This window comes from Empedobacter brevis, from assembly GCF_965118635.1.
In the GTDB taxonomy this organism is placed as follows: Bacteria; Bacteroidota; Bacteroidia; order Flavobacteriales; family Weeksellaceae; genus Empedobacter; species Empedobacter brevis_A.
In genome coordinates, this window is the sequence record NZ_CBCPHV010000012.1 from 1 (window position 1) to 16,863 (window position 16,863).

The following is a 16,863-nucleotide window of genomic DNA, read 5'->3' on the forward strand; positions in this document are numbered from 1 at the left end:
ACATGCATGGAATTGAGTAAAACTTTTTCTTTTTTAGCGAATAAAGGGAAAAACTTATTTGATGATCATCAAATTTTGAATGTCAGCCAAACAAAAAGAATCAACGCTATTATGCAAACATGTGGTTTCTATGACGAATCTGGCGAATTTGCCTTTCGTGTAGGTTTACCTGGAAAAAGTGGTGTTGGCGGTGGAATTGTTGCAATAATGCCAAAATATTATATCGTTTCTGTTTGGAGCCCTAAATTAAATCCGAAGGGAAATTCTTACAGAGGAATGAAATTTTTGGAAGAATTTACAACTGCAACAGAAGATTCTATTTTTTAGATTGAATAATTTCCATCACTTTATTTACAGTTTCTTCTAAATTCATATTCGAATTATCCACTTCTATTGCATCATCAGCTTTACGAAGTGGCGAATATGCACGATGAGAATCGATATAATCTCTTTCATTTACATTTTTTAAAACCTCATCCAAAGGAATATTTTTTCCTTGTTGTTGATATTCTAAAAAACGGCGTTCTGCACGAACTTCAGGCGAAGCTGTAACAAAAATTTTGATATCTGCATAAGGAAAAACAGTCGTTCCTATATCGCGGCCATCCATTACAATACTTCCCTTTTCTCCCATTTGTTGTTGAAGCGCAACGCAATAATCACGAACCGCAGGAATTTCAGAAATTGGACTCACCATTTTAGAAACTTGCATGGTACGAATGTCAGCTTCTACATTTTTACCATTTAAATACGTAATATTCTTCTGAGTAGTTGAATCTTGCTTAAATTCTATTTTAATTTTAGACAAGTTATTAACCAATGATTGCTCATCAATCTTATTATCGACAATATAATTATGTTGAAATGCATATAAAGTTACAGCGCGATACATTGCACCGCTATCAATATGTGTATAACCAAGATTTTTTGCAATAATTTTTGACATCGAACTTTTTCCTGTAGAAGAATATCCGTCGATTGCAATAATTAAATTTTCTTTCATCTAAATAGAATTGAACACAAAGATAATATTTTATCGTTTCGTTGTTTGAAAAGTTTTTATAACCAAGGATTACTTCTCCAATAATCTCGTCCTTGAATAATACGATCTAAATTGATTATCAAACCAAAATGATTAGATCCTCCTGATTTATGGTAATTCGCATGACTATATTCGAATCGGAAAGCATTTACACGAATTCCAAAACCATATGTTAATCCAGATAATGAGCGAATTCCTTCCGCGGCTAATTCATTTCCTCGTTTAAAATTATATCCTAAACGCATATTGAAATCTGATTCTGGAAATAATTCTGCTCCTACAGAAACATGATCTATTATTTTTCGTCCACCAGAAACTTCTTCTCCATTTTTATTATAAGGTTGAGAAATATCAAACTTCTGCAAATCATGTAAAGAAAGCGTAAATTCTAACGGTACATGTTCCAATCGATGCGAAATTCCCAAGTTAACTTGCGTTGGCATATCTTCCTTTTTACCATTATAAGTTTGAATTTGTCCTCCTATGTTTCGCACAACCAACGATACATCGATATTTTTATCGAAATCGTGATAAGAAACTCCTATATCTCCAGCTATTGCAGAAGATTTGTACGATTCGATTGTCGAATTTATATATTTTAAATTTGCTCCAATTGTCCAATAATCTCCCAAAACGCGAGCATAACCAACTGTAATCGCTGCATCATTTGCTTTGAAATTTCCTGTGAAATTTCCATTCTGATCTGTTCCAACTAATTTTCCATAATCGACATATTGTCCATGAAGAGACAAAAAATTCTCTTTATCAATTTCATAAACCGTAGAAAATGTTCCGAAATCTACATCTGCAATATAATTGACATAATTAATTCCGAATTGTCCATGTTGTTCACGATTCATCAATGCAGGATTCCATAAAGAAGAATTTGGATCGGCATCCCAAGAAGTCGATGCATTTCCTCCCAAAGCAGCTTGGCGAGGAGAAGTTGTAATGTTCAAAAACTCGTAAACACGCGTTCCATCTTGCGCAAAAATCGAAGACGAAAGTGCGATAAACAATAATGTACTTAGCTTTTTAAACATTTAGCAAAAATAAAGATTTTGTAGAATAACGGAAACAGAATGATTTTGGTATAAATGAAACAATATTTTAAGGTTTCTGAAAAAAAAGCTTAACTTCAATTCACCTAATAAATACTTTATGGAATTTTTTATTACCATTTTTATTTTCGTGCTAATTTTCATTTTGTTCAATAAAATCTCGAAATTAAAAAAACAACTTGATTCTCAAGAAAATAAGTTAAAATATTTGCAAGAACAAATTGATGAAAAGGAAACTAAACCTGAATTAAAATCAATTGTTGAACAACCTAAAATAATTGAAGAGAAAAAAACTGAACCTCAACCAGAAATTGTTTCATATAACAAGGTAGAACCACCAAAAGAAATTTTTGACGAAGTTCCACCAAGACAAACTACTGAAAGTATTTTTGATAAAAACCTGAACAATGCAATTGCTTTTATTAAAGACAATTTCTTAACGATTTTCGGGATTGTAACATTAGTTCTTGGAATTGGTTATTTCGTGAAATATGCAATTGATCAAAATTGGGTTAAAGAAACTTTCCGTATGATAATTGGAATTGTTGTTGGTTTAGGAATTATTGGCATTGCACACAAAATCAGAAAAAACTACGAAATCTTTTCTTCTATATTAATTGGCGGCGGATTAGCCATTTTATATTTTACATTAACAATTGCCTTTCGCGAATATCAATTATTTTCTCAGAATACAGCTTTTGGATTGATAACAATCGTAACAATTTTTTCTATTGTAATGGCAATGTTATATAATCGACAAGTTTTAGCCATTTTCTCAATCATTGGTGGTTTTACTGCTCCATTAATGGTTAGTTCGGGCGAAAGCAATTTTATTTTTCTGTTTGGTTATTTATCAATTCTTAATCTAAGTATGCTTTATATGGCTTGGCGCAAAAATTGGGAAATCATTTCATTTATTGCATTTGGCTTTACCTTTATATATAGTATTGCGTGGATTGATAATTCCAAAACCTCAACCCAATATCTTTTCTTTGGTTTGCTTTACCTTATTTTTACACTAACAAGCTTACTTAATTATTTCAAAAAAGGAGAATTTTCAGTTTGGAATTCGCTTTTCTTTATTTTTAATACAATTTTATCTACAATCTTAATTTCTTCTGTTTATTATTTTATTATTGGGAATAATAATGGTTTGATAACATTTTTATTTGGATTGATAAACGCATTTGCTGCATTTTATATCTACAAAACATCAAAACACAATTTATTACAAAGCACTTTAATTGGTTTAAGCATTGCTTTGATAACAACTGCAATTGCATTACAATTCAAAGCCAATGTTGTTTCGATTTGTTTCGCAATTGAATCGACTTTATTATTATTTCTTTGGAAAAAAAGTAGAGAAAATATTTTCAAAATCTTTTTCATCGCAATGTTTCCATTTCTATTAATTGCTTTATGCATTAATTGGTTTGATTATATAGATAGCACAAAACATTTAACTATCATTTTCAATCATGTTTTTATCACAAGTTTTATTGCGCTTATTTGTTCTATTGTGAATATTTATTTAATGAATGATTTCGAAAACGAAGAACAATTTTTAGGATTTAAGCTCAATCATTCTAAGTTTATTTTCATCTTAATCTCCATTTTATTGATGTACACAGGAATTTTGTTCGAATTAATTTATCAAATCGAACCTTATTTCAATTCCGCAATGATTTTAAGTTATGTTTTTATTTATACATTGTTCTTTATTGCTTTTATTTTAACTCTTCGTCAAAAACTGAATTTAGGAAATAGATTGCAACTTGTTCTACAAATTTCAGCAAGTATTTGTGTGCTATTTTTACCAATTTGCGCAGATATTCCGAATTTAATATACGATACAAATCATAACCTTGGCAGTTATTTACTTTATTTGACTTATCTAATTCCTACCATTTACATTACTTATTCGGTTGTAAAAGATCGTGATTTCTCAATTTCTAATACAAAACAAATCGTTTGTATGTTCTTCTTAGTTTATGTTATTAGTTTTGAAATTTACAATACGTTTATGTTCATCACACTTGATGAAACATCATCTAACTTTTATCATCAAACTGATATTTTCCGAATGATATTATTACCAATTATTTGGGCAATTATAGGATTTGCATTGATTTATTTCGGATTGAAAAAACAACTGAAAGGTTTTCCTCTTGTTGGAATTATATTATTTGGATTGATTATTCTGAAATTATATCTTGTTGATGTTTGGGAAATGAGCAACATTTTCAGAATAATATCTTTTATTGTTTTAGGAATTTTAATTTTATTAACTTCTTTTATGTATCAAAAACTAAAAAATTTAATGGTTAATTTGATTGAAAAACCAAACGAAAACAAAGAAGCTGAACAATAATGTTCAGCTTCTTTGTTAATTATTTTTCTTTTAAAACATCTCCTATAAAACGCATATCGTCTGAAGAAGGCGATTCGAAAATCTCTAAATGGAAGAATGGAACAATAGCAAAAATATGATCAAAAATATCTGCCATAATCACTTCATATTCATTCCAAACAGTTGTATTGGTAAACATAAATAACTCAATTGGAACGCCATGTTCTGTTGACTGAAGTTGCCGAACCTCGAACATTAAATCTGTTCTAATTTTTGGGCTATTATATGTATATGTCTTGATATATTGTCGAAACAAACCGATATTCGTCATTCTTCTGCCATTTACTAAAACTGTAGGATCAACTTTATTCGAAACATTATATTGATTAATTTCGTTTGTTCTATCTACAATAAAATCGTGAAGCATTCGAATTTTTTTCAACTCTTCGATTTCTTCTTCTGTTAAAAACCGAATGGAATTTATCTTGATATTGATTGAACGTTTTATTCTTCTTCCTCCAGCGTTTTGCATTCCACGATAATTGCGAAACGAATCTGAAACCAAAGCATAAGTAGGAATTGTTGTAATTGTTTTATCAAAATTCTGAACTTTTACTGTTCCTAAATTGATCTCGATTACTGTTCCATCTGCGCCATATTTTGTCATTTCAATCCAATCGCCAACTCGAACCATATCATTCATAGAAACCTGAATGCTTGCTACAAAACCTAAAATAAAATCTTTAAAAATCAACATTAAAATAGCTGAAGCAGCTCCCAAAGAAACTAAAAATGTGATTGGAGATTTTCCTGTAACAATTGAAAAAATAAGAATTCCACAAACAAAAAACAGTGTAATACTCATTACTTGTACATAACTATCAATTGGTTTGTCTGCAAAAGATTTTTTGCTGCGGAGAAGATCTCGAAATGTTTTAAAAACCGCATTAAATAATAAACCAACTATTATAACTAATGCAATATCGGTGATTTGCATGGCTATTTTTATCCAATTCGGAAATCCTCTGAAGATAAATGGAATGGCTTCTTTTGCTACAATTATAGGAACAATGTGTGTTGCGAATTGCAAAACTCTATTCTTCACTAGTAAATCATCTATCTTCGTTTTACTTTTCTGAATCGCGTTTGTTAAAACTAATAACAACACTTTTCGCAATAAAAAATCGATTACATATAAGATAATCACAAGTGATATCGATAACAAAATTGTTGTCATTATCGTGGTTGAATAACTTGAAAGCCCTAGCTTGGCAATTATTTCTAATGTTGAACGATATAAATCGCTTTGAATATTTTCGTCTAAAAGTTCCATCTAAATCATAAACTAATTTGACAAAAATAAGTTTATCCTTTTCATAAATTACAAAAATTGAGTAATTAGATTGAAAAATATTTAAACTATTAATTTATTTTGATTCAAAGTAAAGAATGGTTTATATTTGTTAGATTAATCTAACTTATTTATTAAAATTAATGTTATCAAATCCTTTGATATTTGCTTTTAGTTTAACATTTCTTGCTGGAATCAGTACTGGAATTGGAAGTCTTTTGTGTTTATTGTACAAAAAATTCAATCCAAAATTCTTAGGAATCATGTTAGGAATTTCTGCTGGCGTTATGCTTTATGTTTCATTTGTAGAAATTTTGACAAAAGCTAAAGAATCTCTTTCGATTGTTTTTGGAGAAAAATTAGGTTCTACCTACACTTTATTAGGATTTTTTATTGGGATTTTAGTTATTATATTAATTGATAAATTATTACCTTTTCATCTTTGTGAAGAAAAAGAAACGGAAACCAACGATCAAAAACTTTTGCGTTTAGGGATATTTTCTGCTTTAGCTTTATCTATTCACAATTTCCCAGAAGGTTTAGCTACTTTTTTGTCTGCGCTAGAAAATCCGGCATATGGTCTTTCCATTGCTGTTGCTATTGCGATTCATAATATTCCCGAAGGAATCGCTGTTGCTGTGCCCATATATTATGCGACAAAAAATAGAAAAAAAGCATTTTTATATTCTTTTCTATCTGGATTGACTGAACCTATAGGCGCTGTGATTGGTTATTTTGTTTTATTACAATTTTTTGACGAATCTATTTTTGGTGCTATTTTCGCAAGTGTTGCAGGAATGATGGTTTATATTTCTATCAATGAATTAATTCCTACCGCAAAAGAATATGCTGGTAAAAAGCTGTCAACATACGGAATTGTTTTGGGAATGTTTATTATGGCTGTTAGTCTTATATTTCTAAATTAAAAACATAAAAAAAACTTCCCTAAAAGAGAAGTAATTTTTAAGAAATGATATAAATTAACACATGAGGATTTTGTTACTGCAAATGTATACAAGAAACTAAACACAAAGCTTAATAGAATATCATTAGATTGTTAAGTAAGTATTAAGAAGTAATATTAACATTATAAAAAAAGCTCGAAACATTTGTTTCGAGCTTTTCTAGTACTCGGAGTGGGAATCGAACCCACACTCCAAAGGAACACGAGTTTGAGTCGTGCGCGTCTACCAATTCCGCCATCCGAGCCTTTATGGATTGCAAATATAGTGTTAGTTTATTTATTTTTCCAAATGTTTTTTTAAACTTTTCACAGAATTATTTCTAACATATCGTAAGCCAAATGTTTACCTTTTGGCAATTGCTTTTCTACAACATCATGAAAACCTAAATAATGTGATATATGCGTAAAATAAGTTTCTTTTGCTCCTATCAAATCTGAATACTGAATAGCTTCATCTAACAAAATATGCGAAAAATGTTCTTGTTCAACTCGCAATGCACTTATGATTAAAACTTCAACTCCTTTTAGTTTCTCAAGAGATTCTGCTGGAATTGTTTTTACATCTGTTAAATAAGCAACTTTATCATCAATCAAATAACCCAAAATAGGTAAAGTTCCATGCATAATTTTTATAGGTTCAATTTTAAAACCAGCAACTGAAAACGATTTCTCTTTTATGACGTTCTCAATAACCGTAGGAACACCGGGATATTTATGCTCAACAAACATATATGGAAAACGATGATGCAATTCATTTAGCACACGTTCCAAACCATAAACATTCATATCTTTTCCAGATTTAAAAACTAATGGACGAATATCATCCAAGCCCATTACATGATCATTATGTTCATGCGTATATAATATCCCATCTAATCTTTGAGCATTATAACGCAACATTTGTTGCCTAAAATCTGGTCCACTATCAATTGTTATAATCTTGCCATCCTTTTCCAATAATAAAGAAGAACGCAAACGTTTATCTTTTTGATTTGTTGATAAACATACAGGATGATCGCTTCCTATAATAGGAATTCCTTGCGAAGTTCCTGTTCCTAAAAAATGTATTTTTATATTTGATTTAGCCATAATGATTTGGTAAATTTACCACAAACTATTTGAAATTAAAATATGGCATTAGAACAAGTTCTTACACCTAAACAAAAAGCTTTAGAGATTAATTTGAATCCGAAAATCTACGGTTCTTTTGCAGAAATTGGAGCAGGTCAAGAGACCGTTCGTTTTTTTTATCGTGCTGGAGCTGCTTCAGGAACTGTTGCAAAAGCTATGAGCGCCTATGATAAGGAAATGTCCGATTCTATATATGGTGTACAAGAAAATCGTCGCTATGTTACTCAAGCTCGTCTTAAAAAGATGTTAGATCATGAAATGGAATTGATGAAAGAACGTCTTATTCATGACCATTACAAAGAAAAAGCTTTTTTTACGTATGCAAATACGGTAACAACAATCGACTATTCGAAGAAAAATGAAGGTCAAGGTTGGATAGGTTTACGTTTCAAACTAAATGCAGAAGAAGAAAAAGCGAACGAGATTATTTTTCATGTAAAATTCAAAGAAAATACTGCTCAATTACAACAAGAAACTTTAGGTGTTTTGGGTGTTAATTTAATTTACGGTGCATATTACTATTATGACAATCCAAGAAAATTAATAAAATCTTTGTACGATACATTGGACAAAGATCAATTAGAAATTGACATGATTAATTTCCGTGGGCCACAATTCAAATATGTTGATAACCGTTTAATGTCACTTCAATTAGTTAAAAACGGAATGACAGATGTTGCAGTTTTTAATCCGCAAGGAAAAAATATTTTACCAGCCGACTTATTATACAAAAAAAACATCTTTGCTGTTCGTGGTTCTTTCCGTCCTTTTATGAATGTGAATATGGATATGTTCAAAGGAGGTTTAGAGATTTTCAAACAAGAAGATGATGTTCGAAATGATAATACTGAAATTTTATTCGAAATCACACTTTCTAATTTGATCGCTTCTGGTTTTGAAGGAAAATTAAACGAACGAGATTTCTTAGATCGTGCTGATATTATTGGAAGTTTGGGCTACAATGTTATTATTTCTAATTTTTCTGAATATTATAAATTGGTTGATTATTTCTCAAAATTCACCAGAAATCAAACTAAAATTGGTTTAGCAATGGGCGTTAATAATTTGATTGAAATTTTCAATGAGCAATATTATGCCGATTTACCAGGAGGAATTATGGAAGCTTTCGGAAAACTATTCAAGAAAAATGTAAAAGTTTATCTGTATCCATATTTAGACAAAGAAAAAGATATTCTATTGACATCAAAAAATCTACAAGTAAGTGATAATGTACATGAATTGTACAAATATTTCTTATATAACGGAAGAATTCAAGATATACTGAATTACAATAGAAGTTATTTAGATTCTTATTCGCGCCGAATTTTAGAAAAAATAGCGAATGCCGAACAAGATTGGGAAAACGAATGTCCCGAAGGTGTTGCCGATATAATCAAAGATCGTGGAATGTTTGGTTATAAATTAAAATATATTTTGGAGTAATTTTTTTAATAATATTATGTCTAAAAAATGAATACAACATAATAATAAGGTTAACTATTTTTTTAACCTTATTTTATATTTTTAATTACTACTAATTTTATTTATGAAATATTATTACATCTTATTCTCTTTTTTCTCTTTTATTTTATTTATTTTTTCATGTACAAACGATGATGATTCTCAAATTTTAAAAGAAAAAAAACCAATTGAATTAACTACTTTACCCGTTACAAACGAAAGTTTATATTCTCTTGAATTAAATGCAGATTTCAAAATCGATGATGTAAATTTAATGACTGAGTATGGATTTATAGTTGATACAGTTAAAGATGTATCTCCAAATAAAAATATGAAAATTTTTAAATCTCAAATAAAAAACAATAAACTATATACTTTATTAGGAGATCTTGTTAACAACAAAACATTATATATAAAATCTTACGCCAAGATTAAAGATAAATATTATCTAGGAAATGAGATCGAGCATAAACTAATAGAAGACAACGTTTTATATATTTATAAAGATTTAATTATAGACACTCAAGAAAAATTAAACGAACTAGTGTCAAAAAATTATACAAGTATCAGACAAAAAATCAATAGTTCATCTTTAATTATCACAGGAAGTGTAAATGACATTTCTGGTCTCAATTCAATTGAAATTTTAGAACTTTACCGTTTAAATATTGAAAACTCTAACATTGAAAACCTTAACAGTTTTAATAAATTGAAATCAATTGGATCTGGAAGTCTCAGATTTTATTATGGAATTAATATAAGTAATAATAAAAATTTAAAAAAAATAGAAGGTTTTAAAGAATTCACAACTAATTATTCTTCATTATCAATCTCGAATAACCCTAATTTAGAAACAATTAATTCATTTAATAAACTTTACATTAATTACACTGACTTACAGATACATAATAATCCAAATCTAAAAGTAATAGATTCCTTTAAATCATTATGGAAATTATCTAGCATATCTATTAATAAAAATGATAATCTAATTACGCTAAATAATAGTTTCGAGAAATTAGAATTAGCTGCTTATGGAACCACAATAAGTAGTAATAAAAAGCTTTCTACAGTAAATAATTTTCAATCATTAAAAAAAACTGAAGGTCTTCATATTGAAAATAATCAATCATTAAGTGAAATCTCATTCCCTAACTTAGAAACTATTAATTGGGCTTTTAATATTTTAAATAATGACAATTTATCTAAACTTAGTTTTCCTAATTTTAAAAGTGCAGAATACATAAATTTTTCTAATAACAATAGTTTAGTAAATTTGGATGGAATAAAAGGTGTTGAAACAGATTATTTATTTATAAAGAATAATAAGAAACTCAAAAATCTTACTTCATTCAAGGATGTTAAAATACAAATTCACTTATATGAAAATCCTTCATTAATCTCATTAAAAGGTCTTGAAAATATAAAATAATTAAAAGGAACATTTGATAATGCAGAAATAAGTATAAATTATAATAATTCTTTAGAAGACTTATCTGGATTGGATAATTTAGAAAGTATTTATGGTGGAAATTTCACTATTTCGGGTAATAAAAATTTGAAATCCCTAAAAGGTTTAAATAATTTAACATCAATTATTCATCCTAACGGTAATAGTCGTGCAATCGAAATTTTTGAAAACCCTAAACTTTCTGAATATTGTGCAATTAAAAAAATTGTTTCAAATTCAGATAATAAATTTTATTTGATTACAACAAATAATTTATACAATCCAACAATAGAGGATATCAAAAAGAATTGTAATTAAAAAAAGCTCTGAGTTTCCTCAGAGCTTAAAATCATTTATATATGAAATTTCAAATTAATCTTCTGCAAATAATTCTGCTTCATCTGCTGGATTATCAACAGAAACTTCACCAGATGTTGGTTCTCCTTTGATTAATGCAACAATTTTTGCTTCAATTTCTTCTGCCAATTCAGGATTATCTCTCAATACTTCTTTTACAGCATCGCGACCTTGTCCTAATTTGCTATCGTTGTACGAATACCAAGATCCAGATTTGTTAACAATTCCTTTCTCAACACCCATATCCAAAATTTCTCCAACTTTAGAAATACCTTCGCCATACATAATATCAAACTCTGCTTGACGGAATGGAGGAGCAACTTTATTTTTAACAACTTTTACTTTAGAATGATTTCCGATAACTTCGTCACCATTTTTAATTTGTGTAGAACGACGGATATCCAAACGAACAGATGCATAGAATTTTAAGGCATTACCTCCTGTTGTAGTTTCTGGATTCCCGAACATTACACCAATTTTTTCACGTAATTGATTAATAAAAATTGCTGTACATTTTGTCTTATTAATCGTTCCTGTTAATTTACGCAAAGCTTGAGACATTAAACGAGCTTGTAATCCCATACGAGAATCTCCCATTTCTCCTTCAATTTCTGCCTTAGGCGTAAGAGCGGCAACAGAGTCTATTACAATAATATCTATCGCTCCCGAACGAATTAAATTGTCTGCAATTTCTAATGCTTGTTCTCCATTGTCTGGTTGAGAAATAATTAAATTCTCTACATCAACACCTAATTTTGCAGCATAAAAACGATCAAATGCATGTTCTGCATCGATAAAAGCAGCTATTCCACCAGCTTTCTGAGCTTCTGCAATTGCATGTAACGTTAATGTTGTTTTCCCTGATGATTCTGGTCCATAAATTTCGATTACACGTCCACGAGGATAACCTCCAACTCCTAACGCTAAATCTAGTCCTAATGATCCCGAAGGAATAACTTCTATTTTATCATCAACAGCAGAATCTCCCATACGCATTACAGTTCCTTTTCCGTAAGCTTTATCCATCTTATCTAGAATAAGCTGTAATGCTTTCTTTTTATTATCTAAATCGCTCATTATATTATTTTTTATTTTTCTAAAATTTGTTTTGCGTGTTCTTTTGTTTTTACTTTTTCAATTACATCTGTAATTATTCCTTTTTCATCAATGATAAAAGTTGTACGATGTATTCCATCAAATTCGCGTCCCATAAATTTCTTTGGTCCCCAAACACCAAATGCATTCAAAATATCATGATTTTCATCTGCAAGCAAAGGGAAAGACAAATTGTTTTTCTCTGCAAAATTCTTTTGTCTCTTTACAGAATCTGCACTTACTCCGACCAAATGATATCCTTGTGCTTTCAGAGCATTTTCATTATCTCGTAAATCACACGCTTCTGCTGTGCAACCTGGTGTACTTGCTTTTGGATAAAAAAATACTACCAATTTTTTTCCTACAAAATCTTGGTATGAAATTTCTTTTCCATCTTGATCAATTCCTTTAAAATCTGGAACTTTATCTCCTATTTTTAACATCTTGATTTGTCTTTAGAACTTCTCGTAAAAATAATGATTAAATATCGAATCGTAACTGATTTAACTAATTAATCTTTCATTTATAGTACAAATATAACGCTACACAACGACAAAATAAGTCGCTATAAAATAATCAAGATAAAAATTATACATTTACACAAAAGTCTAAAACTTATGATGCTAAAGAAAGAACGTGTTCAATTTGTGATTGATGAATTGGAAAAATTATATCCTGTACCGCCTATTCCATTAGACCATCAAGATGCTTTTACATTATTAATTGCTGTGTTATTATCTGCTCAAACAACAGATAAAAAAGTGAACCAAGTAACGCCCGAATTATTTGCAAAAGCTGCAAATGCCAAAGCAATGTCGATGTTAGAAGTGGATGAAATAAAACATTATATCCGTGAGATTGGCTTATCAAACACAAAGGCAAAAAACATTAAAAGATTATCCGAAATATTACTTGAAAAATACAACGGCGAAGTTCCTGAAAGCTTTGAAGAATTAGAAGAATTACCTGGCGTTGGACACAAAACTGCTTCGGTTGTTATGTCGCAATGGTTTGGTCATCCTGCTTTTCCTGTTGATACACATATTCATCGTTTAATGAAATTATGGAAATTAACAAAAGGTAAAAACGTTGAAGAGACGGAAAAAGATGCGAAGAAAATTTTCCCAAAAGAATTGTGGAACAAATTGCATATTCAAATCATCTATTACGGACGAGAATATTCTCCCGCAAGAGCTTGGAGTTTGGATAAAGATTTCATAACTCGAAAAATGTTTGAATAAAAAAATACCTTCCGTGAATCGGAAGGTATTTTTTTATTTTATAATTTCAAAAACTTGTAAACGAAGCTTTCTCTCATCACCTTTACCCAATGTATCTTGTAAAATCAAAAATTGAGGATCTAACTGCTTTACATAATATTCTAAATTTTTATCTTTTGTTTCCATTTTCAACGAACGACTTGTTTTAGATGTATTATAAACATAAGTCCCAGAAGTTTTTTCTTCCAAACAATTTCCGTTTTCTGTTCTATACATTATAGAATTGTAATTCTTAACATCCGAAAAATCTAATGTCGATTGTCGTTCACAAGCTAAAAGTTTATCTGCTTCCCTTATATTTCCGCTTACTTTTATAATTTCTTTCAATTGCCATTTTCCTGACCGTAATAATTGATCTTGAGAGATAGGCAAAGAATTGTCTTCTTGGCATGAAAGAACAGAGAACAATAAAATTGATGCTAAAAATAGGTTGAATATATTTTTCATTCGGTCAATAATTATTTGGTAAAAATAAAGATTTAGGATGACTTAAAGTGAAGATAAAAATAAACTAGAAAACTTATTTTATTTATTGTTTACGTAAAATATCATAACTGATTGTGTTTGCTATTTTCTCAAATTCCTTATCTGAATCTACAATTTTTTTATCAATATATGTTTCAAAAGTTATCGTTTCATCTTGATTAATTTTCACTATTACATCCTCATAAACATAATCATCAATGTAAAATTGAATTCTATTATCAACAATTCGCCACAATGTTAATCGGGGCTCACTAGGAAAACAATTGCCATTACTTCCTTCTACATAATTATAAATAGCATCTCCATTATCCCAAATTGTATAATTTCTCATTAACTGGCAATCATCAAATTCTTTAGACACTTTTTTGCCATTTTCATAAAAGCCAGATTCTTGTAATTTCCAAAAACCAATCACATTATCAGGATTTAATTTTTGAGAAAACATTTTAGGAGAGAATAATATTAATAAAAATAAAATAATTTTTTTCATAAGATTGATTTACCTTGTAAAGATACTTTTTTATCTTATCAAATAAAAAAATGACAGAATTCATACTAGAAACTTCCGACAAATATCTAATTGCAGACAAAATAGCAATGATTTTTTAGGTTTGATACACTATATTGAAGAGTAAAAAAGCTCGAGAATTTCTCGAGCTTCTTTTATTTATAATCTAATACTAACTCCGCCCAAAACATTTATTCCAGCTTGAGGAAAATAATATCCTCCTCCGTAATAATAACCATTCGATTCGTATTTAACATCAAATAAATTATTGATTAAGAATGAAAATTCAAGATTTTTGATTCCTTTTACTTTTGGTGAATAACGTATTAATAAATCTGAAACCAAATAACTATCTAGTTTACCATCTGCTGGTTCTGTATTAGATAAATATTGATCACCAACATATTTATTGGTTAAATTAATTAAGACATTTTTGAATGGTACAGCTTCAAAACCAAAAGCAGAAATTACATCTGGAGAAAGTGCAATTTTAGTTTTTCCAAACTTCTTCACATATGATTTTCCAGCTTCATCCCAAGCTTCTTCTTCATAATTTGTATTTTTATTCTGACTTACAGTCAAGTTTCCAAAAATATTCAATCGATCAGGAATAATTTTATAGTTTGCATCTAATTCTATTCCTCTTCTGTAACTTTTACCTGAATTGATACGTTTTCGAGCTCCAACTTCATTTAATTCTCCTGTCGCGACCAATTGATTTCTATAATCCATATAGTACAAATTAGCACTTAAAGAAAGCTGCCCCATTTTTCTATATCCTAATTCATAATCTTGTAAGAATTCTTCCTTAGGTTTGGACTTAGAATCAACATAATCACTTCTCAAAGGTTCTCTATGCGAAATTCCATAAGAAGCGTATAAAACATTTGAATGATTAATATTAAAATTAATTCCTCCTTTTGGGTTCACAAAATTGAATGTATCAGAAAATGGTTCAAAATCTTCCTTCTTGTTCTCTCCATTTGGTAAATATTTTGCATCGTAATCAACGTAACGGTATTGTATATCTCCAAAGAATTCAAACTTATTTAATTTATATAGAACCTTTGCATAAGCAGCTAACTGTTTTTTTACTGAGCGATTATTGTAATATTTAAAATTTTTGTTGTTCCATTGGACATCTTTTACCCACAATACATTTCCGTAATGATCTCCGTCATATTCGTTTGCAGAAAGTCCGAAGAATACTTTGAAATCATTTAAACGTTGATTTTCAACTTCGAGATTAAATCCATAAAAATCATTATCTAGATATTCACGATTAATTAAATTACGAGATTCATTTTCGTATCCAGCAATTTTATAGCGATTTAATTTTCTATCATTTTTATAGCTCTCGTAATATCCTTTACCTTTTGTATAATGGAACGTTAAATTAGATTTCCAACTATTTCCAAAATCTTGAAGCCACGAAAGAAAATAATGATTCTGTGTATAATTATCAGTATGGTTATTATAGAAACCAATTACTTTTCCTTCATCATCTGTAATTTCTCCTTCAGGATTGTATCTTCTATCTTTTTTTAAAGTTTCAGCATCTACACCACTCCAAGCTTGATACGTTTGTTCTTTACCAAACATATTTTGAAATCTAAACTTTGTTTTTTCATTCAATTCATATAAAGCAGTAAAATCATAAGAGATTAAATCTGACCACGATCTATCTTTGTAACCATCTGAATTTATCTTAGAAAATCGTCCATCAATACTTAATTTATTATTTAAGATTTTACCCGTACCTGCCTGAACTGTATACTTTTGTGTTTTAAAATTTCCGAATGAAACATTCGCTTCAGTAAAAGGAACTGAAGATGGATTTTGAGAATCTATATTAATACTTGCTCCAAATGATGCCATTCCGTTAGAAGATGTTCCAACCCCTCTCTGAATCATAATTGAACTTGCAGATGAAGCTAAATCTGGCATATTTACCCAAAATACACCTTGAGATTCGGCATTATTTAGAGGAATACCATTCAGTGTAACATTTATTGACTGCTCATTAAGTCCTCGTATTCTAACAGAAGAATAACCAATTCCTGTTCCTGTATCGGAAGTAATCGAAACTGATGTAGCAGCATTTAATAAAGTTGGTACATCTTGTCCCAAGTTTTTCTTTTGTAACATTTTGTGTGTTACTTTTTCCACTGTAATGGGAAGTTTTTCTACGATAGAAACTTCATCAAGTTGAATTTCCTTTTTCTGGATTGAATCGTTCTCTTGTGCATATAGAATTGATGCACCAAATAATGACAATAAAAAAATCGACCTTTTCATAATTTATTTTAATAAACATTATGAAAGGA

The 16,863-nt window shown here is 29.3% G+C and carries 16 protein-coding genes and 1 tRNA gene; 7 read left to right on the top strand and 10 right to left on the bottom strand.

Annotation, left to right across the window (positions count from 1 at the left end; all coding sequences use genetic code 11):
* Positions 1 to 327: glutaminase (locus ACMHJW_RS12550; protein WP_413533761.1), on the top strand; the 327-nt coding region annotated here is incomplete at its 5' end.
* On the opposite strand, the gene cmk is transcribed toward ACMHJW_RS12550, so the two are convergent.
* On the bottom strand, positions 317 to 1,003 hold the full coding sequence (gene cmk, locus ACMHJW_RS12555) for a (d)CMP kinase (protein WP_413533762.1): 687 nt from the start codon (positions 1,001 to 1,003) through the stop codon (positions 317 to 319). The genes ACMHJW_RS12550 and cmk overlap by 11 nt on opposite strands.
* A 56-nt stretch (positions 1,004 to 1,059) precedes the next feature.
* Positions 1,060 to 2,085 carry a type IX secretion system protein PorQ gene (gene porQ / locus ACMHJW_RS12560; RefSeq protein WP_413533763.1) on the bottom strand — a complete coding sequence of 342 codons (1,026 nt, stop codon included), beginning with the start codon at positions 2,083 to 2,085 and terminating at the stop codon, positions 1,060 to 1,062.
* Between the two features lie 118 nt (positions 2,086 to 2,203).
* Here porQ and ACMHJW_RS12565 point away from each other — a divergent pair, with 118 nt between their 5' ends.
* The gene (locus ACMHJW_RS12565) at positions 2,204 to 4,474 is read left to right on the top strand and encodes a DUF2339 domain-containing protein (protein ID WP_413533764.1); all 2,271 of its coding nucleotides are present in this window, start codon (positions 2,204 to 2,206) and stop codon (positions 4,472 to 4,474) included.
* 19 nt (positions 4,475 to 4,493) lie between these two features.
* Here the strand turns inward: ACMHJW_RS12565 and ACMHJW_RS12570 are convergent, their stop codons facing one another.
* Positions 4,494 to 5,786, bottom strand: coding sequence for a mechanosensitive ion channel family protein (locus tag ACMHJW_RS12570; RefSeq protein WP_413533765.1), 1,293 nt, complete (start codon positions 5,784 to 5,786; stop codon positions 4,494 to 4,496).
* Between the two features lie 161 nt (positions 5,787 to 5,947).
* Between ACMHJW_RS12570 and zupT the strand changes: the two genes are divergently transcribed.
* Positions 5,948 to 6,730 (top strand): zinc transporter ZupT, encoded by a 783-nt coding sequence (zupT, locus tag ACMHJW_RS12575; protein WP_413533766.1) that lies wholly within the window; start codon positions 5,948 to 5,950, stop codon positions 6,728 to 6,730.
* Between the two features lie 202 nt (positions 6,731 to 6,932).
* Here the strand turns inward: zupT and ACMHJW_RS12580 are convergent.
* Together ACMHJW_RS12580 and ACMHJW_RS12585 are read right to left on the bottom strand one after the other, a co-directional pair.
* Positions 6,933 to 7,013 (bottom strand) — tRNA-Leu (locus ACMHJW_RS12580).
* A 61-nt stretch (positions 7,014 to 7,074) separates the two neighbouring features.
* Positions 7,075 to 7,857, bottom strand: coding sequence for an MBL fold metallo-hydrolase (locus ACMHJW_RS12585; RefSeq protein WP_413533767.1), 783 nt, complete (start codon positions 7,855 to 7,857; stop codon positions 7,075 to 7,077).
* A 42-nt stretch (positions 7,858 to 7,899) separates the two neighbouring features.
* Between ACMHJW_RS12585 and ACMHJW_RS12590 the strand changes: the two genes are divergently transcribed.
* The 3 genes from ACMHJW_RS12590 (at position 7,900) to ACMHJW_RS12600 (ending at position 11,128) form a co-directional block, all read left to right on the top strand.
* A complete protein-coding gene (locus tag ACMHJW_RS12590) occupies positions 7,900 to 9,342 on the top strand; it encodes a TonB-dependent receptor (RefSeq protein ID WP_413533768.1) in 1,443 nt (480 codons plus the stop codon).
* Between the two features lie 292 nt (positions 9,343 to 9,634).
* Entirely contained in the window at positions 9,635 to 10,792 is a 1,158-nt protein-coding gene (locus tag ACMHJW_RS12595; protein ID WP_413533769.1) for a hypothetical protein, read from the top strand.
* 33 nt (positions 10,793 to 10,825) lie between these two features.
* Entirely contained in the window at positions 10,826 to 11,128 is a 303-nt protein-coding gene (locus tag ACMHJW_RS12600; protein ID WP_413533812.1) for a hypothetical protein, read from the top strand.
* 54 nt (positions 11,129 to 11,182) lie between these two features.
* On the opposite strand, the gene recA is transcribed toward ACMHJW_RS12600, so the two are convergent.
* Positions 11,183 to 12,244: a recombinase RecA gene (recA, locus tag ACMHJW_RS12605; RefSeq protein WP_413533770.1), complete on the bottom strand. Its 1,062-nt coding sequence runs from the start codon at positions 12,242 to 12,244 to the stop codon at positions 11,183 to 11,185.
* An 11-nt stretch (positions 12,245 to 12,255) separates the two neighbouring features.
* On the bottom strand, positions 12,256 to 12,711 hold the full coding sequence (bcp, locus tag ACMHJW_RS12610; protein ID WP_413533813.1) for a thioredoxin-dependent thiol peroxidase: 456 nt from the start codon (positions 12,709 to 12,711) through the stop codon (positions 12,256 to 12,258).
* A gap of 171 nt (positions 12,712 to 12,882) precedes the next feature.
* Here bcp and nth point away from each other — a divergent pair, with 171 nt between their 5' ends.
* Entirely contained in the window at positions 12,883 to 13,503 is a 621-nt protein-coding gene (gene nth, locus ACMHJW_RS12615) for an endonuclease III (RefSeq protein WP_413533771.1), read from the top strand.
* A 33-nt stretch (positions 13,504 to 13,536) separates the two neighbouring features.
* Here nth and ACMHJW_RS12620 read toward each other — a convergent pair whose 3' ends face one another.
* The 3 genes from ACMHJW_RS12620 to ACMHJW_RS12630 all read right to left on the bottom strand — a co-directional run bounded on the left by ACMHJW_RS12620 (position 13,537) and on the right by ACMHJW_RS12630 (position 16,834).
* Positions 13,537 to 13,989: a lipocalin family protein gene (locus tag ACMHJW_RS12620; protein ID WP_413533772.1), complete on the bottom strand. Its 453-nt coding sequence runs from the start codon at positions 13,987 to 13,989 to the stop codon at positions 13,537 to 13,539.
* 82 nt (positions 13,990 to 14,071) lie between these two features.
* On the bottom strand, positions 14,072 to 14,518 hold the full coding sequence (locus ACMHJW_RS12625) for a lipocalin family protein (protein WP_413533773.1): 447 nt from the start codon (positions 14,516 to 14,518) through the stop codon (positions 14,072 to 14,074).
* A gap of 177 nt (positions 14,519 to 14,695) precedes the next feature.
* The gene (locus tag ACMHJW_RS12630) at positions 14,696 to 16,834 is read right to left on the bottom strand and encodes a TonB-dependent receptor (RefSeq protein ID WP_413533774.1); all 2,139 of its coding nucleotides are present in this window, start codon (positions 16,832 to 16,834) and stop codon (positions 14,696 to 14,698) included.
* Positions 16,835 to 16,863: the final 29 nt, after the last annotated feature.